The organism is Nonomuraea sp. NPDC049504 (assembly GCF_040676845.1).
GTDB lineage: Bacteria > Actinomycetota > Actinomycetes > Streptosporangiales > Streptosporangiaceae > Nonomuraea > Nonomuraea salmonea.
In genome coordinates this window covers 236480-256425 of record NZ_JBFAPT010000004.1, presented here as the reverse complement: position 1 = coordinate 256425, position 19946 = coordinate 236480, and the positions used below count along the sequence as shown (strand labels likewise).

The window sequence follows — 19946 nt, the reverse complement described above, 5'->3', positions numbered from 1 at the left end:
GTTGGATCGCGACCAGTGCCTCGCCCTCGACGCGCAGGACCCGCTGCGGGCCTTCAAGGACGAGTTCGTCCTGCCGGAAGGCGTGATCTACCTCGTCGGCAACTCGCTGGGCGCGCTGCCGCGCCGTACGGCGGAGCGGATGCGGCGCACGGTCGAGGAGGAGTGGGGTGAGCAGCTCGTCGGCGGCTGGAACCACGCCGGCTGGTACGAGCAGCCGCTCACCGTCGGCGACCGCCTGGCCCCGCTCATCGGCGCGGGCCCCGGCCAGGTCGTGGTGGGCAACACCACCTCGATCGCGATCTTCCAGGCGGTGGCGACCGCGCTGCGGCTGCGTCCCGAGCGCCGGGTGATCGTCTCCGACGCCGCGAACTTCCCCACCGACCACTACATGGTGCAGGGGCTGGCCGGGCTGCTCGGCGGCTACGAGGTGCGCGACCTCGCCGAGGGGCGCTTCGACGACGCGGCCGTGGTGCTGCTGTCGGAAGTGGACTACCGGACGGGCGCGCGCCAGGACGTGCCCGCGGTGACCGCCGCCGCCCACGCCGCGGGGGCGCTCATCGTGTGGGACCTGTGCCACAGCGTGGGCGCGATGGAGGTGGACGTCTCGGACGCGGACTTCGCGGTCGGATGCACGTACAAGTATCTGAGCGCGGGGCCCGGCGCGCCCGCCTTCCTCTACGTCAACCCACGCCACCAGGCCACGGCCGAGAACGTGCTGTCCGGCTGGCACGGGCACGCCGCGCCGTTCGCGTTCGAGACCGATTTCCGACCGGCCGACGGCATGCGCAGGTTCGTGGTGAGCACCCCGCACGTGCTCTCGCTCGCGGCACTCGACGCGGCGCTCGACATCTGGGAACGCGTGCCGATGGCGCAGGTCAGGGCCAAGAGCATGGCGCTCACCTCGCTCTTCGTGGACCTCGTCGGCGACCGGCTGGAGCTGGCCTCGCCCGCCGACCCGGCCGCCCGCGGCAGCCAGATCAGCCTGCGCCACCCCGAGGGCTATCCGGTGATGCGGGCGCTGATCGACCGCGGCGTGCACGGGGACTTCCGCGCGCCCGACACGCTCAGGTTCGGCTTCGCGCCGCTCTACCTCGGCTACACCGACGTCCACGACGCCGCGGCGACCCTGCTGGAGGTGCTGGACAAGGAGCTGTGGCGCGACGAGAAGTACGCCGTCCGCCTCGCCGTCACCTGACCGCGCGCCACGCGCCCACCGGCGCCATGGGCGGCCACGGGCGGCCACGGGCGGGCACTGGCGGGCAACGGGCGGGCGGCGGGCCCTCAGCGCGCGTCGAGCTCCTTGACCGCGCGCTTGGGCGCGACCGCGCGGTAGCTCTCCTCCACCCAGTCGAGCAGCACGTCGGTCGCGGGCAGCTCCGACAGGAACGGCACCGTCACCCAGCCCGCCTTGCCCAGCCCGTGGCCGCTCGGCTGCGCGCCCTCGACGCTCAGCGCGTGGCCATGGGCCTCGGACAGCAGCTTGACGGTGAACGTGGGGGCCCACCGGCCGGTCGGCTCGTCGGAGCCGAGGAAGACGAAGATCTTCTTGTTCACCTTGACGACGGTGTCGCCCCAGGGGTGGTCCTCGCGGGCCTCCGGCAGGCCCAGCGCGAACGCCAGCAGCTCTTCCCGCACGTCGTGCCAGTCGCTCATAGCCTCCGACCCTAACCGGCCCGGCGGAATTCTTCGAGCTTGTGTTCGATGGCGTCCCTGATGCGGTCGCGGGCCTCCATCCGGGGCACGCCCGCCATCAGCAGCTTGTCGTAGTCGGTGTCGAGATGCCGGATGGAGGCGATCACGGCGAGCGTGATGGCGTCCTCGTCGAGCGCCCTGGCCGCCGCCGACCTGCCCACCCGGCCGCTGCCGCGCTGGCCGGCGTGCTCGGCGATCTCGCGGGCGCGCGGCTCGGGGCAGCCGGGAAACAACCGGGCGATCTCGGCCGCCATCATGGCCTGGAACTCGACGTCCTGCTCGGCCCTGCGGACGCGGTCGCGCTCGCGGCGGCGCAGGCGTACCTCCTCGTCGGCCAGGCAGCGCTCCTCGGCGGCGGCCAGCGCGGCCTCCTCCACCAGCAGGCCCTGGCGCTGGTAGACCTTGCGCCGCCGGTTGTACTGGACGACGACCGCCGACAGGCCGCTCTCCTGCTTGGCGCGGCGGCTGAGCGCCGCGTTCCCGGCCGGTAGGAACACCAGGTGGTCGAGGTCGGCGCAGGTCAGGCAGTGGGGCTCGTCGTCCTCCATGATCAGGTAAGGGCCGGTGCCGCGGCAGGACGCGCACGTGAACGGCTCAAGCGGCGCCACCACCACCAGGTCGGGCGCCTTGCTCTGCGCCTCGGTGAGCCGGCGCACCCTGGCCTCGCTCAGGTCGGGCGACAACCAGTGCACGCGGAACGGGCTCTGGTCGGGACCTGTGGTGAAGCGCAGCTCGCGGCGGTCACGGGTGCCCGCGACGTAGGGGGTCTCGACCGGCCGCAGGCCCTTGGCCAGCGCCCAGTCGCGCAGCAGGGCCGCCGTGGTGAGCAGCCGCTCCTCGTCCACCGCGGCCAGCTCCGCCAGCGTGCCGGCCCTGCCCTGCCGCCAGACGTCCACGTGCCGGGTGTGCAGCCAGCGCAGCCCCGTCACCACGTCGAGGAACGTCACGTACTTGCGGGTGGTCAGCGCGATCTCGGCTGCCTGCGCGACCCGGCGGGCCAGGTTGGGCTTGGACATCCTCCAAGTTTGTCGTGTGATGGCGCGGCACGAAGCTTTCCTTGGGCCGGTTACGGCAAGTAACTCCTTCGGATCCGGGCCCCGAAGGAGAAGAAGTGCGTCTGTTCTGGCCTGCCCTGCTCGTGCTCGCCACCTCGTGCGGGCTGACGGACGAGGGCACGCAACCCGTCGTGTCCGGACCGTTCGGCAGCCGGCCGATCGTCACCATCCCCAAGGGCAAGCCGGGCAGGACGCCGCAGATCACGGTGCTCTCGACGGGCAGCGGGCGGCGTACGGTGCCTGGTGACGTGGTGCTCGCCGACGTGGACATCCGGCGCTGGAAGGGCAACCAGCCGTACCTGAGCACGTACGACGGCAACCAGCCCACCACGGTCGTCTTCGACGGCCGGCAGGTGTCGGAGACCTGGCGGCAGTCGCTCATCGGCCGGCCCGCCGGCAGCCGGATCATGCTGGTCAGCCCGGCCGCCGAGGCGCTCGGCCCCAACGTGCCGCTGACCGGCGTCTCACCGCACGACACGCTGGTGCTCGTCTTCGACATCCTCGGCGGCTACCCGCCGGACGCCAGGCTCGTCGGCCGCACGCTGCCGGTCGTCCCCGCCGACCTGCGGCCCGCCGACCCGCCGCGAGTGCTCATCGACGGCTCGGGCAGGCAGGTCGTCGCCGGTTCCAAGGTCGTCATCCAGTACGTCGCCGCGTCCTGGCCGTCCCGTGAGGTCGTGGACTCCTCGTACCGGCGGGGCGGGCCCAGCGCGTTCACGCTGGAGGCGGGCGCGGTGCCGGCCGCCTGGGTCGGCGCGCTGGCCGGGCAGCGGGTCGGCAGCAGGATCGCGGTGCCGTCGCCCGGCGAGCGGCCCAAGCTCTACGTGATCGACATCCTCGACACGATCACGAGCGCGTAGGCCGGGCGGCCCTCTCGCCGCCCGGCCTCCGGTTCACGCTTCTGGCTCAGCTGCAGTGCTCCCATGGGCTGTTGTACGCCGTGGAGCCGGCCTTGCCGCCCCACTTGACGCAGGTCGCCCGCGCCGCCGCCTTGACCGGTCCCGCGTAGTAGGCGAAGTTGCCGGAGTCGGTCTTGCGGGTGCTGCCCTGCACTTCCAGGTAGGCGCTGGTCGCGGTGGCCGTGCCGAGCGACTTCGCCTTCAGCGTCACCACGCAGTTGTTGGCGTTGCTGGAGTTGTAGAGCAGGTAGACGGTGCCGTCGCTGCCGAGCGCGGCCGAGTCGATCACGCTGAAGCCGGAGCCGCACACCTCCTGCGGCGTGTACGGGTTCGATGAGCCGCCGCAGTTGCGCGAGGTCACGGTCTGGTTCGGGTACCCGAACGTGGTGCCGTTGAAGACGGCCCGCTGAATGTTGGACGGATAGCTGCTGCCCAGCCGTACCTCGTAGTGGAGGTGCGGCGAGATGTTGTTGCCCGGTTTGCTGGTGTTGCCGACGGTGCCGATCTTCTGGCCCTGGGAGACGGACTGCCCCGCGCTGACCGAGCGGGCGTTCAGGTGCGCGTAGTACGTCGACCACCCGCCCCCGTGGTCGATCTTGACGAGGTTGCCGAAGCCGTTGGCAGAGCCCTGGTGCGCCGAGATCGCGACCGTGCCGGAGGCGGCGGCGACCACGGTGTCGCCGAGGTCGGCGTCCGCGGTGCTGCCCCGGTTGAAGTCGATCTCGTACGACCGGTGCGCGCTGCTGGCGCTGGAGTTGCCCGTCCACGACTGGCCACAGGGGAAGGGGAGCTGGAAGTTCGTCGCGAGTATCTGGGCCTCCGCCGATTCCGGCGCCGGATCGGCCGCCGCGGGGCTGGCCGTGCCGAGGCCGGCGAGCAGCACGAGGCTCGCGACCATTGCTCCGTAGAGCTTCATCGGGTGATCCTTTCCGTGGGATCTCTGAGACCCAGGGTCCGCACGAGCCGCACAGAAACTGTCCACAACCGATACAAACGGCTGTCAGGCCTCTGTAGAGGAGCTGATGCGGATGACGGTCACCTTCCACGTGCTCGGGCCGCTGGAGGTCCGCCGCGACGGGCACCCCGTCCGGATCTCCGGCAGGAAGCCCCGCCTGCTGCTCGCCACGCTGCTGCTGGACGCGGGGCGGCTGGTGGGCGCCGACCTGCTGGCCGAGGTGCTCTGGGCGCACCGGCCGCCGCGCTCGGCCCAGGCCAACCTGCGGACCTACGCCAGCTCGCTCCGCACCGACCTCGGCGGGGACGTCCTGCGTTCCGACGGCGGCGGCTACGCCGTCGACGTGACCGCGTCCGAGCTGGACCTGCTGGCCTTCGAGGAGCTGGTCGACCGGGGCGAGTACGACGCGGCGCTCGCCCTGTGGCGCGGCGCGCCCTTGTGCGACCTGCCCGGCAGCCCGGTCTGGGACCGCAGGCTCGAACCGCTCCGTGAGCTGCGCGCGCGGGCCACCGAGGCGCTGATCGAGCGGCGCATCGCGGCCGGCGACCACGACGGCGCGGTCTCGGAGCTGCGCGGCCTGCTGGCGGAGCAGCCGTACCGTGAGGACCTGTGGGGGCGGCTGGTGCTGACCCTGCACAGGGGCGGCAGGAAGGCCGAGGCGCTGCGGGCGTACGCGACCGTGCGCGGCCGGCTGGTGGACGAGCTGGGCGTCGAGCCGGGCGCGGAGCTGCGCGGCGCGTACGAGCTGATCCTCGCCGACGAGAGCGCGCCCGTCGTGCCCCGGCAGCTCCCGCCCGACCTGCCCGACTTCACCGGCAGGGCCGAGGCCGTCGCCGTGCTCGCCCTGCCGCATCCCGTGGCGGTCGTCTCGGGGCCGCCGGGCTGCGGCAAGTCGGCGCTGGCCGTGCAGGCGGGACACGCGTTACGCACGGCGTACCCTGCCGGGCAGCTCTACCTGGAGCTGGGCGACCGCGAGCCGGACGACCTGCTCGCCGAGGCACTCAGGGCGCTCGGCGTCGCGGCGCCGCCGCCGACGACCGCCGAGCGCTCCGCGCTGCTGCGCTCGCTGCTGGCCGAGCGTCCCATGCTGATGCTGCTCGACGACGCCCGCGACGCCGACCAGGTACGCCCCCTGCTGCCCGGCAACGACAGCGCGGTGATCGTCACCAGCCGGCGCAGGATCACCGAGCTGCCCGGCGCCGCGCTCGTCCAGCTCGGCCCGCTCGCGCCCGACGAGGCGCTGTCCCTGCTCGCCAGGGTGGCCGGCGCGGACCGGGTGGCCAGGGAGCGCGAGGCCGCGCAGGCCATCGTCGCGGCCTGCGGTCACCTGCCGCTCGCCGTCAGGAACGCGGGCACCCGCCTGGCCGCCCGCCCCGGCTGGTCGCTGTCGGTGCTGCGGCAGCGGCTGGACGACGACTGGCTGGGCGAGCTGCGCGAGGTGCGGACGGGCCTCGACCGCGGGTACGCGCGCCTGCCCGCCGACGCCGCCCGCACGCTGGCCACGCTGGGCCTGCTCGGCCCCGCCGCGCAGCCCGGCTGGGTGATCGACGCCGCGCTCGGCCGCCACGGCGCGGGCGACGTCACCGACCTGCTGGTGGACGTCAACCTGCTGGATCCGGTCGGCACCGACGAGATGGGCCAGCCGCGCTACCGGGTGCCCGACCTGATCGCCCGGCACGCCGGCTCCCAGCGCGGCGACCCGGCGGCCGTGGGACGGGTGCTCGCGGCGTGGACGGCGACCGCGGAGCACGCGATGGCCCGGCTGCCGACCACGGTGTTCAGCCTGACGGCGGCGGGCGCGCCGCGCTGGCGGCTGCCCGGCGCCACGCTCGACCGGCTCACCTCCGACCCGGTGACCTGGTTCGAGGCGGAGCACGAGACGCTGAGCGCGGCCGTGGAGACGGCGGCGGGCAACGGGGCCGCCGAGTCGGCGTGGGGGCTGGCCGCCGCGATGGTGCCGTACCTGGACCTGCGCTGCCACCTCGACACCTGGCGGAGCACCCACACCACCGCCCTGGCCGCCGCCCGCGCGGCCGGCGACAGGTACGGCGAGGCCGCCATGCTCAGGGGCCTCGCCCAGGTCGCCCTCTACCAGGATCGCTACGACGAGGCCGCCGACGCCTTCACCCGCTCCCGCCGCATCTTCCGCGAGCTGGGCGACCGCAGGGCGGAGGCCACCTCGATCTGCGGCCTCGGCGCGGTCAGCCAGTTCCGCGGCCGGTACGCGCAGTCGCTCGGCCACTTCAGGGACGCCCTGACGATCTTCGAGGCGACCGGCGACAGGCCGGGTGAGGCGTACGCCAGGCAGGCCATCGGCCGGGTGTGCCTGAAGTCGGGCGACCTCGCGCAGGCGTCGGAGTCGCTGAGCCGGGCCATGCGGCTGGCCCAGGAGCTGGGCGACGCCCACCGGGAGGGCTGCGTGTGCGTGCAGATGGGGCACCTGCACCGGGCGATCTCGTTCCACCGGCACGCGCTGGACATCTTCGAGTCGCTGGGCGACCGGCACTGCGGGGCGTACGCGCTGCAGAGCCTGGCCGGCTTACAGGCGGCCAGCGGCGACCTCACGCTCGCCTCCACCGGGCTCGAACGCTCGCGGGAGATCTTCCAGGAGCTGGGCGACCGCAGCGGGGAGGCGTCGAGCACGCAGCTCCTCGGCGAGCTGCACCGCTCGGCGGGGCGTACCGGGCTCGCGCTCGACTACCTCAGGCACGCCGACGCGCTGCGCGCCGACCTGTGAGGCGCCTAAAGGACACGATGCGGCGGCCTGTGAGGCGCCTAAGGACGGGACACGATGCGGCGGACGAACCTGGTGAGCCGCGACTTCTGCTGCTGCTGCCTGGCCGGCGGCGGGGCGTCGCGCAGCGCCTGCAGGGCCTGCGCCGCCGTGGGCCGCTTGGCGGGGGAGTGGTCGAGCATCATGCGGACCACCTCGGGCACGTCGGGGCCCTGCGCGTCGGAGCTGGTCGGGAGCTGGCCGGTGAGCAGCTGGTAGGCGATGGCGCCGGCGGCGTAGACGTCGGAGGAGGTGGTCATGAGGTCGGGCCGCTCCTGGCACTCGGGCGCCACGTAGTGGGCGTCGAGCACGTTGCCCAGCTCGTGGGCCACGGTGTAGTTGCGCGGGCCCGGCTTGGCGTAGTCGAAGCCGGTGAGCACCGCGTGGCCGTCGTCGGTGACCAGCACGGAGGCGGGGGTGAGCGCGCGGTGCACCACCCCGTGCAGGTGGGCGTGCGCCAGGCCGCGCAGCAGGTCCTGGATCACGCCCATCGGGGCGGCCTTGCCCATCGCCAGGTGCAGCGCCTCGCCGTGCACGTCGTCGAGCACCAGCACGAACCGGCTCTCGTCGTCGATGGCGAAGAAGTCGCGCGAGCGCACCACGCACGGGTGGGGCGGGATGCGGGCCAGCGTCTGGTAGGCGTTGGCGATGCGCTGCCGCTCGGCCGCCCGCGACTCCTGGTCGGCCAGCGGGTCGGCCTGGTAGACGCGCAGCAGCACGGTCTCGCTGCCGGGCAGCGTGGCGTTGAACGCGCGGTATTCGGTGACCTTGGCGTCGCCGCCGAGCTGCTCCTCGACCTCCCAGTTGCCGAACCTGGGCGGCGCGGTGCTGCGGCGGACGGTCTGGTTGAGCGCGTCGAGGATCGCCGTGACGTAGGGGCGCATGTCGGGGCTGCAGCCGCGGCGCACCCGCGAGACGTCGCTCAGCGTGGCCACCAGGCCGGGCAGGTCGGTGACGTTGACCGCGTCGCGCCCGACGGGATCGACCAGCTCGGCGTCGGGTGAGGTGAGCACGACCAGGCTGTCGACATAGACCCGCTCGAGCTGGGTGGCCCGCGAGACCAGCAGGCCCTTGAGCGCCTTGGCGGTGCCCCGCAGCTTCGTCACCGGCGAGCCGAACGCCTCTCTGCGCGGCGGGAACCAGCGCGTGCCCGACACCTCGATGCGGCCCCTTGTGCCCTTGACGTCGACCACCACGAGCGAGTGACCGGTCAGGACGAGCACGTCGACCTCGAACACGTCGTGCCCGCGCGGCACCTCGACGTTGTGCAGCAGCAACCAGTCGGCGGGCGCGTGGTCTCGCAGATATGCGATCACGCGCCGCTCGGCGTCGTTGACCGGACGTCCTCCGCCGACGATCTCTGCCATGACCACTATCCTCGCACGGGATCTGGCCCGGACTCCCGCTGGGAGCCGTCCCGGCCGGCCGATGGTTCCCGCACGTCATCGCGGGTGTCCCCGGTCTCACCACGGTGATACGGCGGCCATTCCAAAAGCGTTTTCCTGCTGCCGGAGTACCAGCGCCAAGCAGCGGTCGATCATTGCCCAAAGACCGGTGAACGGACCCCCCATAAGCGGCGCGGCCGATCGGCGCTACCGGTTCAATGGCGGTCCCGCGCGGTGTCGCCCATGCGCCGCCGGTGCAGCGCAGGAAAACCGACTCAAAAAATCCAGATGGCTCTTTGACCTTGCCGAGAGATTTTCCAGTTGCGCTTTTCCAGGGTTCCCGTGATGGTTATTCGCGGCACCTAGCAGCCCTGCAACGAACGACCACGGCGCCAGAAATTCACGCCGTTCCATGGAGGAAAGCAAACATGATCCGTCGCATTCTGGCCGGTGCCGCAGTCGCGGCCGCGGCCTTCGGCTTCTCCGCGTCGGCCGCGTCCGCTGACGTGGGCCCCAACCCCTACAACAAGGGCGCGGCCATCGCGAGCCAGTTCCAGATCCTGGACGACGTGCTCAACGACGTCGGCAACCACTCGCTGAACAACCTCGAGGTCAGCATCCTGACCGCGCTCGACGAGGTCAACGTGGCGCTGCTGAACAACAACCAGCCGCAGGTCGGCGACGCCAACAGGAACACGCGTATCGACAACGGCGACGCCCGCGCCCAGTAGGCCGGGCAGGCGGAAGGGGCGGCGACCGACGCCCCGCCGCCGGTGCGCGTGTAAAAGCTGAGGGCCCGCGACAGCAATGACGCCGCCGATCCATCGGGTGCCCGCCCGCGATATGCGGACGCCGGTTTCCAGCGCCGTGCCGGCGAAACCTGATGTCAAGGAATCGAGGCGGCTTCTTGACCTCCATAAGGTCTTTCCGGGTTGCGGGCCCAGCCGCCTGCCGCGATTGTTATTCGCGGCACCTCACAGCCCTGCACGAACGACTATGGCGCCGGGGAATTCCGGGCCGTTCCATGGAGGAAAGCAAACATGATCCGTCGCATTCTGGCCGGTGCCGCAATCGCGGCCGTCGCTCTGGGCTTCTCCGCGTCCGGCGCGTCCGCGGACGTCGGGCCCAACCCGTACAACGGGGGCCAGGCCGTCCTCAGCCAGTTCCAGATCCTGGACGACGTCCTCAACAACGTCGCCAACCACTCGCTCAACGACCTCGAGGTCAACATCATCAAGGTCCTCGACGAGGTGAACGTGAGCGCGCTGAACAACAACCAGCCCGAGGTCGGCAACCACAACAAGGACACCAAGATCCAGAACGGCCAGGCCCAGGCCAGGTAGGACTCAGACCTGAACGATCGTGGCGATCCGCGAGGCCACGGAGCGGTTCCCTGGAACACCGGAGCGTTCGACGGCCGTACGCCGTCGCGGCGAGCGACATCGCCCAGGACCGTACGGCCGGCGCCGTCGGCGAACGCTCACCGGAAATAAGCCGAAAAAGACCACCGATCGTACATCGGAGCTTTTCCAGCGGTAAGCCGGGAATCAGCACCACAGCATTCAAGCGCTCCTTGACCTCCATAACGAGTCGCCATCTCCGAGGTCTGCCACGATCACCGTCAGCGGCACCGCACAGCCCTGTACGAAAGAAGCTGGCGCCGGTAATTCCGCGCCGATTCATGGAGGAAAGCACACAATGATCCGTCGTATTCTGGCCGGCGCCGCCGTGGCGGCCGCCGCCTTCGGTTTCGCCACCTCCGCCGCGTCCGCCGACGTCGGCCCCAACCCGAGCAACAAGGGTCAGGCCCTGCTGACGCAGTGGCAGATAGCCGACGACGTCCTCAACAACCTGCTCAACCACTCGGCCAACGACATCGAGGTCGGCATCCTCCAGATCCTGGACGAGACCAACGTCGCGCTGCTGAACAACAACCAGCCGCAGGTCGGTGACGGCAACATCAACACCGACATCGACAACGGCCGCGCGCAGGCCAGGTAGGACCTGGACGTAGCAGGCGGGGAGGGCGCGGCGGCCCCCTACCGGACGGGCCGCGTGGCCAACGGTCCTCCCTCGACCTGGGTGAGCCGGTGAGGCCGGCCGTGGAGACTCGCGAGGCCACGGCGCCGCCTCTCCGGTGACCGAATGTTCGGTACGCCGTACGCCTCCGGCGCGGGACCCCATCAGGGCCCGCCCGGAGGCGTACGGCATTCTCATGGCTCAGAGGTCCTGGTCGCCGCGGCCGGCCTCCACCCGGACGATGCCGAGCAGGTCCGCGCGGTTCAGCGGGTCGATGCGGACCTGGGCGCCGGTGTGCGGCGCGTGCACCATCCGCTCGGCGTCCACCGCCAGCCCCACGTGCTCGGGGCCCGGGGTCGCCTTGTCGCTGTCGAAGAAGACCAGGTCACCCGGCTCCAGCAGCTCTTTCGGAATCTTGATGCCCGCGCGCCACTGCTCGTACGTGGTGGTCCCGATGAGCGCGCCGGCCCGGGCGTAGGCGTACTCGGCGAGGCCGGAGCAGTCGAAGCCCTTGGTGGTGGCGCCGCGCCCGATGCCGTACCCGGGCCCGTGGACCCCGCCGCCGCCCCACGAGTACGGCACCCCGATCATCTCCAGCGCCGCCCGCAGCGCGATGCTCCCCGCCACCGACCTGGCGCTCACGGACGACGTGGCCCCCGCGGCGTGGACCACGAGCGCGACCAGGCAGACCGCCACCACGCGCCGCGCCGACGGCCCTGCCGGTCCCCGCAGGCCCCGCCTACGCCGGCTCCGCTGTCCTCGCTGTCTCCGTCTCTGGTCCATGGCACATCGACGCTCCCGATCCGAGCCGCGCCAGGCGCCGCCGTCGCCGCCCTGCCCGCAGTTGTCTCCTCTGTGGCTTTTCTCGCCTTCTATGGCGACAAAACGCCATCGATGGCAGCCCGCTAAAAGATGAAATTTCCACCAATTGGGGGTCCTTCTCCGCCCGCGCCAGGGCCTCCCTAGATCCTCGGCAAACGACTCGAGAGCCCTGCCGCCCAGGCCCGGCGAGTCACCGCGAAGCACACCCGACCGCCAACTTCAGGATTATCCGAAAAACCGGTCATATTCCGACGAAAAATCCATACCCCGGCATACTTCGTGTAGCCTAGGTTTCGGATTAATCGCCGGAAAGCGCGTGCGACACATCCGCAGGTGCGACCACGGCGACAACCCCCAAGAGCCAGCGTGTTGGGGGGTGCGGGGAGCGTGAGCGTCCAAGAACGGCTGCTGTACCAAGACCGACAACTGACGATCAGTACGGCGGTGGCGCCGGGCCTGCCCGCCGTGCCGGCGGTCGCGCTGATCGGCGAGATCGACGCGACCAACAGCCGCGCGGTGGCCAGCACCCTGGCGAGCTGCCGCCAGGGCACCTACATCGTGGTCGACACAGGAGAGCTGACCTTCATCGACGTCTCGGGGCTGCGCGTGCTGGCGATGCCCGCACTGCCGCCCGCCGAGCGGTGGATCCGCCTGCACAACGTCACGCCGTACCAGCGGCGCCTGCTGCGCATGCTGGGCTGGTTCTACCAGCCGAAGGACGTCAACGTCCCGCTGCAACAGGGCTGACGGCGACAGGGCTGACGGCGCCCGGCGGCCTGATGACCGCGGCCGAGGTGCCGAGCCCGGTCGGACCGTGGAAGCGCGGCAGCGGCGCCTGGTGGTGCCGCTGCAGCGACGGCTCGTCGTAGCGGAAGCAGCCCTGGTGCCAGTTGAGAATGCCGGCCAGCCAGTCGCCCAGCTCGGTCAGGAAGCCGTCGAGGTCGCGCCGCGCCTCCTCACCGAGGCCGAAGTCGTCGCACACGATCGGCAGCTCGTTCGCCGCGATGTGCTCGAACTGCCGCACCCGCGAGGCCATCAGGTCGGCCACGATGCCGAGCGCGGTCGGGTGGTCGCAGCCGAAGAAGTTCTGGACGACGAGGATCGCGTTGTGCACCTCGCCCTCGTACTCGATCTCCTTCTGGTACGAGAACACGTCGTTGATCAGCATGCCGGCGTCCATCATGGCGTTCTCCAGCGCCACCATCGGCCCGCTGGCGTAGAACTCCTCAGGGATCGACGTGGAGTGGCGCAGCCGGCTCAGGCTCATCGTGAGCTCCGAGCCGAACGTGTGCCGCCGCATCTCGATGTAGTCCACCGGGTCGGGGATGTGGTGGGCGATCTCGCCGGCCAGCTCCCACAGCCACGCCTCGCACATCTCCTCCACGGCCGCCCGCAGCTTGCGCCGGTCCTCCTGCGGCATCGGCCCCGCCGTACGCGCCCAGATGTCGGCCAGCGACCGCTCCAGCGCGTTGGCGGGTGCGGGGGCGGGCGTGCCGTCGAGGGGCATGAAGTCGCCGAACCTGGCGACCGCCACCTTGGCGGCGGCCAGGTTGCGCGGGCGGCCGAAGACGACCGGGAAGTAGTCGTCGCCGTACGTCCCCCAGGCCAGCCAGGCGGAGGCCAGGTCGAGCTCCTCGGGCGTCGCGCCGGGATGCAGCCCCGCCGCGCACAGCGGCAGGTCGTAGTCGACGAGCTTGGCCTCGTCCCAGACGGCGGGCCCGGCGACGCCGTGCGGCGGCTCCAGGATCCCCATCTCGCGGCACCAGGAGACCAGCTCGCGCCTGGCGCCGTCCAGGTGGGGTGACAGGCGCAGCTCGAACGGCACGTACAGGTCGGGGATCCGCGAAGGACCCACCCGCTGGTACGGCACGTGCGTGAACGAGCGCACCCGCTTGGCCCCCAGCAGGTCGATCACGGACGACATGCCGAGCGGCCGGCTCGCCCCCGCCCGCTCGTTCATGTAGCGGCTGGAGCGCATGTGCCACTCGTGCCCGCCCGCCTGCCAGTCCTGCAGCCCCTTCACGTACGCCGCGACGCCGGCCGCGCTGAGCGGGTCGATGCCGTGCTCCACGAACAGCGGCCCCAGCTCGAAGACCGCGGTGTGCTCGAACTGCTGCAGCCGCGAGGTCAGCAGGTCGTTGACCGCGTTCGCGGCCTCCTGCGTGGAGCAGCCGAGGAACTTCTCCAGCACCAGCACCCCGTTGCTCAGCTCGCCCTCGTCGGTGACCTCCCGCTGGTAGGAGAACAGGTCGTTGCGCAGGTGCACGGCGTCGGAGAAGGCGTCCTTGAGCACCCGCAGCGGCCGGGAGCCCGCGATCACCGCCGGCACCTCGGCGCCCACCGCGTGCTCGACCAGCCCGGCCGACCAGGGCGCGCCGCCGACCTTGCGGCGCATCTCGATGTACTCGACGGGGTTGGCGACGCGGCCCCTGTTGATGTTGGCCAGCTCCCAGAGCGACTCGTCCAGCAGGTTGCGGGTGCTCTCGGCGAAGCGGGCCCGCCAGTCGAGCGACATGCTCGGCACCGTACGCGGCCACAGGTCGGCGAGGCCCGCCTCCACCGGGTTCTCCGGCTCGGGGACGGTCAGGTCGAGCCCCATGGGCATGAAGCGGGCCAGCCGCGCGAGATACTTCTTGCCGCCCTTGAGGTCGCCGGTCCGTTTGAAGAACTCCAGGAAGTGGTCGTCGAAGAAGAAGACCCACACGTACCAGTCGGTGATCAGGCCCAGCTCCTCCGCGTCGCAGTCGGGATGCGTATAGGCGCACATCAGCGGATAGTCGTGGGCGTCGAGGTCGGCCTCCTCCCAGACGCCCGAGCCTTCGAGCATGCCCATGTCGCGCGCCCACTGTTGGGAATGCACGCGGGCCTCGTCCAGGTGCCGGTTGAGCCGGGCCGGATACGGCAGATAGAAGTCCGGCAGTTCGAACGGCTGCGTCATGGTCGTCTCCTTCGCGTCGTCAACGGTTCGGGCGGCAAGCGGCCCCGCCCGCCACAGGTGGCGGACGGGGCCGTGGGACGGTCTAGCCGTTGCGGCCGAGCTCGACGTCCTCCAGCACGCCCAGCGCGTCGGGCACCAGGACGGCGGCCGAGTAGTAGACGCTGACCAGGTAGGAGATGACCGCCTTCTCGTTGATGCCCATGAACCGCACCGACAGGCTCGGCTGGTACTCGTCGGGGATGCCGGTCTGGTGCAGCCCGACGACGCCCTGGTTCTCCTGTCCCGTCCGCATCAGCAGGAACGACGTGGTGCGCGCGGCGGAGACGGGGATCTTGTTGCACGGGAAGATCGGCACGCCCCGCCAGGCCGGCACCCGGTGCCCGTTGACCTCGCTCTGCTGCGGGTAGACGCCGCGCTTGCTGCACTCGCGGCCGAAGGCGGCGATGGCCTGCGGGTGGGCGAGGAAGAACGAGGGCTCCTTCCACACCGTGGACAGCAGGTCGTCGAGGTCGTCGGGGGTGGGCGGGCCGGAGCGGGTGCGGATGCGCTGGCTGAAGTCGGCGTTGTGCAGCAGGCCGAAGTCGCGGTTGTTGACCAGCTCGTCCTCCTGCCGCTCGCGCAGGGCCTCGATGGTGAGGCGGAGCTGCTGGTCGAGCTGGCTCATCGGCTGGTTGTACAGGTCGGAGACCCGGCTGTGCACGCGCAGGACGGTCTGGGCGACGCTCAGCTCGTACTCGCGGGGCGTCTGCTCGTAGTCCACGAACGTGCCGGGCAGCTCGGCCTCGCCCGTGTGGCCGGCGGACATGTTGATCGCGGCCTCGCCGTAGTCGTTCTGGGCGTGGTTCCCGCTGGTGCGCCAGGTCTCGACGTGCTCGCGCAGGGCGGGCGAGCGGTCGGCGACCTGCTCGTAGTCCTGCCTGGACAGCGTCAGCACGGTGGTGGCGGTCTTGGCGCGGGCGGTGAACTCGTACTGGCCGCCCTGGATGAGCACCTGCTCGCCGAGGTGGTCACCGTCGGCCAGCACGCCGAGGTTCTGGTCGTCCCCGTACGCGCCCCGCCCGACCTTGGCCACCCGCCCGTGGGCGATCAGCACCAGCCGGTCCACCTCTGCGCCCTCGGCGACGATCTCCTCGCCGGCCGCGACCTCGCGCTGGGTGAACCGGTCGGCCAGCGCCTCCAGCACCTCCATGTCGTCGAAGCCGCGCAACATGGGCAGCTCGGTCAGCTCGGCCGGGATCACCCGCACGTCGGCGCCCGTGGTGCTGAAGGTGATCCGGCCATCACCCAGTGTGTACGTCAGTCGCCGGTTCACCCGGAACACACCGCCCGAGCACTGGACCCACGGCAGCAGCCGCAGCAGCCAGCGGGAGGTGATCTCCTGCATCTGCGGCGGCGTCTTGGTCGTCGTCGCCAGCTGTTTGGCGGCATCGGTGCTGAGGCTGAGCTGACCGTTGCCGTTGGCGCTGCCGTTGCTCGGCGCGGTCGAGTGGGTCGTTTCTGTCATCGTGCACCACCAATCTGGATGTGCGGGCTAGCCGCGGTTGCGGGAGGTTCGGAGTTCGAGCGGAAGGGAGAACGTCAGGGTCTCCTCGGTCAGGGTCACCGGCTGGACGTCGGCGAACCCGCGGGCCGAGAGCCAGTCGAGTAACTCCGTGACCAGCGGCTCCGGCACGGACGCGCCGGAGCTGACCCCGACCGTGCGCACGCCGTCGAGCCAGCGCTCGTCGGCGTCGGAGGCCCGGTCGACCAGGTGGGCCGCGTCCGCTCCCGCGTTCACCGCGACCTCGACCAGCCGCCGCGAGTTGGAGGAGTTGGCCGAGCCGACCACGACCACCAGCTCGCACTCGGGCGCGATGCGCGCGACCGCCTCCTGACGGTTCTGGCTGGCGTAGCAGATGTCGTCGCTGGGCGGGTCGACCAGGCCGGGGAACCGCTCGCGCAGCCCTTCGACCGCCCGCATGGTCTCGTCCACGGCCAGCGTGGTCTGCGACAGCCAGCTCACCGGCTCGGAGCCGTCCAGCTCCAGCTCCTCCGGCCGCGCCGGGTCCATGACGTGGATGCGCTCGGGGGCCTCGCCCAGCGTGCCCTCGACCTCCTCGTGCTCGGCGTGCCCGATGAGCACGATCCGGTGCCCGGACTCGGCCATCCTGGCCGCCTCCTTGTGCACCTTGGTGACGAGCGGGCAGGTGGCGTCGATCGTCCGCAGGCCCCGCAGGCCCGCCGCCTCCTTCACCGCCGGGGCGACGCCGTGCGCCGAGAAGACGACCAGCGCCCCGTCGGGCACCTCGTCCAGCTCCTCGACGAAGACCGCGCCGCGCCTGGTCAGGTCGTCCACCACGAACGTGTTGTGCACGATCTGCTTACGCACGTAGACCGGCGCTCCGAAGCGCCGCAGCGCCTCCTCCACCGTGACGATCGCGCGTTCGACGCCCGCGCAGTAGCCGCGCGGGGCGGCGAGAAGTACCCGTCCCATGTTGGGGATCCCCTCACTTGCTGCGATGTGCGAGCTGGTCGGCCATCTCGGCGAGCACGCCGGCCGCCTCTGGCTTGACCTGCGCCTCGTTCAGTGCCGACATGGCCTGGCGGACGCGGTCCTCGATCATGTCCTCGACCCGGGCCAGCGCCCCGGTGTCGATGAGGATGCGGCGCACCTCCTCGGCGCGCTCCTCGGTCAGCTCCGGGTTGCCGTGCCAGGTGCGCAGGTGGGCGAGCTGGGCGGGGGAGGCGTGCTGCACGGCGTGCGCGTACATCACGGTCTGCTTGCCCTCGCGCAGGTCGTCCAGCGCCGACTTGCCGGTCTCCGAGGCCGAGCCGAACGTGCCGAGCACGTCGTCGCGGAGCTGGAACGCCTCCCCGAGCGGCACCCCGAACCTGGAGTAGGCGTCGAGCAGGTCGGGCGGCGCCCCGGCGAGCGCGCCGCCGATCTGCAGCGGCCGCTCGACGGTGTACTTCGCGCTCTTGTAGCGGATCACGGTCAGCGCCTGCGCCTCGGTCGCGCCAGAGCGCAACTGGGCGAGGACGTCGAGGTATTGGCCGCTGATGACCTCGGTGCGCATGGCGTCGAACAGGTGGTGCGCGGCACGCAGCCGCGCCGGGTCGATGCCGCAGGACGACAGCAGCGCGTCGGACCAGGCCAGGCTGAGCGTGCCGAGCAGGATGCCGCCGGCCCGGCCGAACGCCTCGGCGCCCGGACCACGGTGCAGCTCGGACAGGCTGCGGTGCACGGTGGCCTGCCCGCGGCGCAGGTCGCTGCCGTCCATGATGTCGTCGTGGATCAGCAGCCCCGCGTGACACAGCTCCAGTGCGGCGGCGGCGCTGATGATCTCCTCGCAGTCGTCGCCGCCGGCGCCGCGCCAGCCCCAGTAGCACAGCTGGGGCCGCACACGCTTGCCGCCGCCGAGGATGAAGTCCGCCAGCAGCCCGTACGCGGCCTCGACCCCGGGGTCGGAAACCGGGTTGCCCCAGTCTTCGAGAAAGCCGCAGAGCCGCTGGTCGATGCGGGCACCAAGGGAGTGCTGCGGGAAGCTCACCGGCATACGCGGCCCTTCTGTCGTCCGTCACTACCCCTAGTTACTCACTGAATACAGAGTGTGTAAAGTAGCTTTTGCGGCCCAAGCTTTCTTTTGCCACAGCAGTCACACGGCCTGGGGATGTCATGAAGACGCTGCTGACTCACGTGTCCACCCCCGACGACCTGCGCGCCCTTCCGGCCGAGCTGCTGCCGGGGCTGGCCCGCGAGATCCGCGACTTCCTCATCGAGAAGGTGAGCGCGGCGGGCGGCCACCTCGGCTCGAACCTCGGCATCGTCGAGCTGACGATCGCGCTGCACCGGGTCTTCGACTCGCCGGACGACGCGATCGTGTTCGACACCGGGCACCAGGCGTACGTCCACAAGATCCTCACCGGCCGCCGCGACGCCTTCGACGGGCTGCGCGTGCGCGGGGGGCTGAGCGGCTACCCCAGCAGGGACGAGTCGCCGCACGACCACGTCGACAGCTCCCACGCCTCCACCGCGCTCGCCTACGCCGACGGCATGGCCAAGGCGCGCCGGCTGGCCGGCGAGGGCGGCCGTTCCGTGGTCGCGGTGGTCGGCGACGGCGCGCTCACCGGCGGCGTGGCATGGGAGGCGCTCAACAACCTCGGCGCCGACCGCGGCCTGCCGGTCGTGGTCGTGCTCAATGACAACGGCCGCTCCTACGCCCCCACGGTCGGCGGGTGGGCCGAGCACCTCGACCGGCTGCGGGCCGCGCCCGGGTTCAGCGTCTTCGAGAGCCTCGGCCTGCGCTACCTCGGCCCGGTCGACGGCCACGACATCGCCGCCCTTGAGCAGGCGCTGCGCACGGCTCGCGAGCTGCGCACGCCGGTCGTGGTCCACTGCGTCACCCGCAAGGGCCGCGGCTACGGCCCCGCCGTGCAGGACCTCGACGAGCACCTGCACGCCATCCCGGCTTCCGACCCGGCCACCGGACAGCCGCTGTCACCGCCGCGCGGCACCTGGACGCACGCCTTCTCCCACCACCTGTGCGCGCTCGGCGAGCGCCGCCGTGACGTGGTCGCCGTCACCGCCGCGATGCCGGGGCCCACCGGGGTCGCGGCGTTCGGGCGGCGCTTTCCCGGGCGGATGTTCGACGTCGGCATCGCCGAGCAGCACGCCATGGCCTCGGCGGCCGGCATGGCGATGAGCGGGCTGCATCCGGTAATCGCGATCTACGCCACGTTCCTCAACCGGGCCGTCGACCAGGTGCTGATGGACATCGCGCTGCACCGGCTACCCGTGACGCTCGTGCTCGACAGGGCCGGGATCACCGGGCCCGACGGGCCGAGCCACCACGGCATGTGGGATCTCGCGACGCTGGCGGTCGTGCCGGGGCTGCGGGTGGCCGCGCCGCGCGACGCCGTACGGCTGGGGGAGTTGCTGGACGAGGCGGTCGCCTGCGACGGGCCCACGGCGCTGCGCTTCCCCAAGGCGGCGGTCGAGGCGGAGATCCCGCCCGTCGGCAGCGTGGGCGAGGTGGACGTGCTGGCATCGGGCGGTCAAGACGTGCTGCTGGTCGCGGTCGGCGCGATGGCCGGGCCGTGCCTGAGCGCGGCGGCGCTGCTGGCCGGGTCGGGCATCGGGGTGAGCGTGGTCGATCCGCGGTGGGTCATCCCGGTCTCACCCGACCTGCGCAAGGCGGTCGGCGGCAGCCGGCTGGTGGTGACCGTCGAGGACGGCATCGCCTCCTCGGGGGTCGGCGCGCTCGTCCGCCAGGGGTGCGCGCCCGGCCAGGGGGTGCTCAACCTGGGCCTGCCGTGCGCGTTCATCGGCCACGGCGGGCGCTCTGAGCTGCTGGCCGAGGCGGGGCTGACCGGCCAGGGCATCGCGCGGGCGGCCGGCGACGCCCTGCGCGCCCTCGACCGCACCTGAC

The 19946-nt window shown here is 71.6% G+C and carries 17 protein-coding genes; 8 read left to right on the top strand and 9 right to left on the bottom strand.

The window, feature by feature from the left end; all coding sequences use genetic code 11:
* Position 1: 1 nt before the first annotated feature.
* Positions 2 to 1195, top strand: coding sequence for a kynureninase (gene kynU / locus AB0K28_RS10205; RefSeq protein ID WP_364367533.1), 1194 nt, complete (start codon positions 2 to 4; stop codon positions 1193 to 1195).
* Between the two features lie 86 nt (positions 1196 to 1281).
* Here kynU and AB0K28_RS10200 read toward each other — a convergent pair whose 3' ends face one another.
* Positions 1282 to 1653: an MmcQ/YjbR family DNA-binding protein gene (locus AB0K28_RS10200; RefSeq protein WP_364367530.1), complete on the bottom strand. Its 372-nt coding sequence runs from the start codon at positions 1651 to 1653 to the stop codon at positions 1282 to 1284.
* Between the two features lie 11 nt (positions 1654 to 1664).
* Positions 1665 to 2708, bottom strand: coding sequence for a DUF2293 domain-containing protein (locus tag AB0K28_RS10195; protein WP_345392272.1), 1044 nt, complete (start codon positions 2706 to 2708; stop codon positions 1665 to 1667).
* Between the two features lie 95 nt (positions 2709 to 2803).
* On the opposite strand from AB0K28_RS10195, the gene AB0K28_RS10190 reads away from it, so the two are divergent.
* On the top strand, positions 2804 to 3607 hold the full coding sequence (locus AB0K28_RS10190; protein ID WP_345392269.1) for an FKBP-type peptidyl-prolyl cis-trans isomerase: 804 nt from the start codon (positions 2804 to 2806) through the stop codon (positions 3605 to 3607).
* A gap of 46 nt (positions 3608 to 3653) precedes the next feature.
* Here the strand turns inward: AB0K28_RS10190 and AB0K28_RS10185 are convergent, their stop codons facing one another.
* Entirely contained in the window at positions 3654 to 4562 is a 909-nt protein-coding gene (locus AB0K28_RS10185) for a M23 family metallopeptidase (protein WP_364367526.1), read from the bottom strand.
* A 112-nt stretch (positions 4563 to 4674) separates the two neighbouring features.
* Between AB0K28_RS10185 and AB0K28_RS10180 the strand changes: the two genes are divergently transcribed.
* Positions 4675 to 7338 (top strand): BTAD domain-containing putative transcriptional regulator, encoded by a 2664-nt coding sequence (locus AB0K28_RS10180; RefSeq protein WP_364367523.1) that lies wholly within the window; start codon positions 4675 to 4677, stop codon positions 7336 to 7338.
* 38 nt (positions 7339 to 7376) lie between these two features.
* Here the strand turns inward: AB0K28_RS10180 and AB0K28_RS10175 are convergent, their stop codons facing one another.
* Positions 7377 to 8741: an NERD domain-containing protein kinase family protein gene (locus tag AB0K28_RS10175; RefSeq protein ID WP_345392263.1), complete on the bottom strand. Its 1365-nt coding sequence runs from the start codon at positions 8739 to 8741 to the stop codon at positions 7377 to 7379.
* Between the two features lie 446 nt (positions 8742 to 9187).
* Here AB0K28_RS10175 and AB0K28_RS10170 point away from each other — a divergent pair, with 446 nt between their 5' ends.
* The 3 genes from AB0K28_RS10170 to AB0K28_RS10160 all read left to right on the top strand — a co-directional run bounded on the left by AB0K28_RS10170 (position 9188) and on the right by AB0K28_RS10160 (position 10760).
* Positions 9188 to 9490, top strand: a complete 303-nt coding sequence (locus AB0K28_RS10170; protein ID WP_345392259.1) for a hypothetical protein — start codon at positions 9188 to 9190, stop codon at positions 9488 to 9490.
* A gap of 309 nt (positions 9491 to 9799) precedes the next feature.
* The gene (locus AB0K28_RS10165; protein ID WP_345392256.1) at positions 9800 to 10102 is read left to right on the top strand and encodes a hypothetical protein; all 303 of its coding nucleotides are present in this window, start codon (positions 9800 to 9802) and stop codon (positions 10100 to 10102) included.
* Positions 10103 to 10457: 355 nt separating this feature from the next.
* Entirely contained in the window at positions 10458 to 10760 is a 303-nt protein-coding gene (locus AB0K28_RS10160) for a hypothetical protein (RefSeq protein ID WP_345392253.1), read from the top strand.
* Between the two features lie 219 nt (positions 10761 to 10979).
* Here AB0K28_RS10160 and AB0K28_RS10155 read toward each other — a convergent pair whose 3' ends face one another.
* Positions 10980 to 11477 (bottom strand): C40 family peptidase, encoded by a 498-nt coding sequence (locus AB0K28_RS10155; protein ID WP_364367518.1) that lies wholly within the window; start codon positions 11475 to 11477, stop codon positions 10980 to 10982.
* Positions 11478 to 11987: 510 nt separating this feature from the next.
* On the opposite strand from AB0K28_RS10155, the gene AB0K28_RS10150 reads away from it, so the two are divergent.
* A complete protein-coding gene (locus tag AB0K28_RS10150; protein ID WP_345392247.1) occupies positions 11988 to 12347 on the top strand; it encodes an STAS domain-containing protein in 360 nt (119 codons plus the stop codon).
* Here AB0K28_RS10150 and AB0K28_RS10145 read toward each other — a convergent pair.
* From AB0K28_RS10145 to AB0K28_RS10130, 4 genes are all read right to left on the bottom strand, one after another.
* Positions 12322 to 14538, bottom strand: coding sequence for a terpene synthase family protein (locus AB0K28_RS10145; RefSeq protein WP_364367514.1), 2217 nt, complete (start codon positions 14536 to 14538; stop codon positions 12322 to 12324). The genes AB0K28_RS10150 and AB0K28_RS10145 overlap by 26 nt on opposite strands.
* An 82-nt stretch (positions 14539 to 14620) precedes the next feature.
* Positions 14621 to 16042, bottom strand: coding sequence for a family 2B encapsulin nanocompartment shell protein (locus AB0K28_RS10140; RefSeq protein ID WP_364367511.1), 1422 nt, complete (start codon positions 16040 to 16042; stop codon positions 14621 to 14623).
* A 27-nt stretch (positions 16043 to 16069) separates the two neighbouring features.
* Positions 16070 to 17011, bottom strand: a complete 942-nt coding sequence (locus AB0K28_RS10135; RefSeq protein WP_345392238.1) for a 4-hydroxy-3-methylbut-2-enyl diphosphate reductase — start codon at positions 17009 to 17011, stop codon at positions 16070 to 16072.
* A gap of 13 nt (positions 17012 to 17024) precedes the next feature.
* Positions 17025 to 18074, bottom strand: coding sequence for a polyprenyl synthetase family protein (locus tag AB0K28_RS10130; protein WP_345392235.1), 1050 nt, complete (start codon positions 18072 to 18074; stop codon positions 17025 to 17027).
* 119 nt (positions 18075 to 18193) lie between these two features.
* On the opposite strand from AB0K28_RS10130, the gene AB0K28_RS10125 reads away from it, so the two are divergent.
* Positions 18194 to 19945, top strand: coding sequence for a 1-deoxy-D-xylulose-5-phosphate synthase (locus AB0K28_RS10125; protein WP_364367507.1), 1752 nt, complete (start codon positions 18194 to 18196; stop codon positions 19943 to 19945).
* Position 19946: the final 1 nt, after the last annotated feature.

Coding starts and splice junctions, on each gene's coding strand:
- AB0K28_RS10195 (WP_345392272.1), bottom strand. CDS start 2,708: ATGTCCAAGCCCAACCTGGCCCGCCGGGTCGCGCAGGCAGCCGAGATC.
- AB0K28_RS10180 (WP_364367523.1), top strand. CDS start 4,675: ATGACGGTCACCTTCCACGTGCTCGGGCCGCTGGAGGTCCGCCGCGAC.
- AB0K28_RS10125 (WP_364367507.1), top strand. CDS start 18,194: ATGAAGACGCTGCTGACTCACGTGTCCACCCCCGACGACCTGCGCGCC.
- AB0K28_RS10130 (WP_345392235.1), bottom strand. CDS start 18,074: ATGCCGGTGAGCTTCCCGCAGCACTCCCTTGGTGCCCGCATCGACCAG.
- AB0K28_RS10175 (WP_345392263.1), bottom strand. CDS start 8,741: ATGGCAGAGATCGTCGGCGGAGGACGTCCGGTCAACGACGCCGAGCGG.
- AB0K28_RS10165 (WP_345392256.1), top strand. CDS start 9,800: ATGATCCGTCGCATTCTGGCCGGTGCCGCAATCGCGGCCGTCGCTCTG.
- AB0K28_RS10200 (WP_364367530.1), bottom strand. CDS start 1,653: ATGAGCGACTGGCACGACGTGCGGGAAGAGCTGCTGGCGTTCGCGCTG.
- AB0K28_RS10185 (WP_364367526.1), bottom strand. CDS start 4,562: ATGAAGCTCTACGGAGCAATGGTCGCGAGCCTCGTGCTGCTCGCCGGC.
- AB0K28_RS10145 (WP_364367514.1), bottom strand. CDS start 14,538: ATGACGCAGCCGTTCGAACTGCCGGACTTCTATCTGCCGTATCCGGCC.
- AB0K28_RS10160 (WP_345392253.1), top strand. CDS start 10,458: ATGATCCGTCGTATTCTGGCCGGCGCCGCCGTGGCGGCCGCCGCCTTC.
- AB0K28_RS10140 (WP_364367511.1), bottom strand. CDS start 16,042: ATGACAGAAACGACCCACTCGACCGCGCCGAGCAACGGCAGCGCCAAC.
- AB0K28_RS10170 (WP_345392259.1), top strand. CDS start 9,188: ATGATCCGTCGCATTCTGGCCGGTGCCGCAGTCGCGGCCGCGGCCTTC.
- AB0K28_RS10135 (WP_345392238.1), bottom strand. CDS start 17,011: ATGGGACGGGTACTTCTCGCCGCCCCGCGCGGCTACTGCGCGGGCGTC.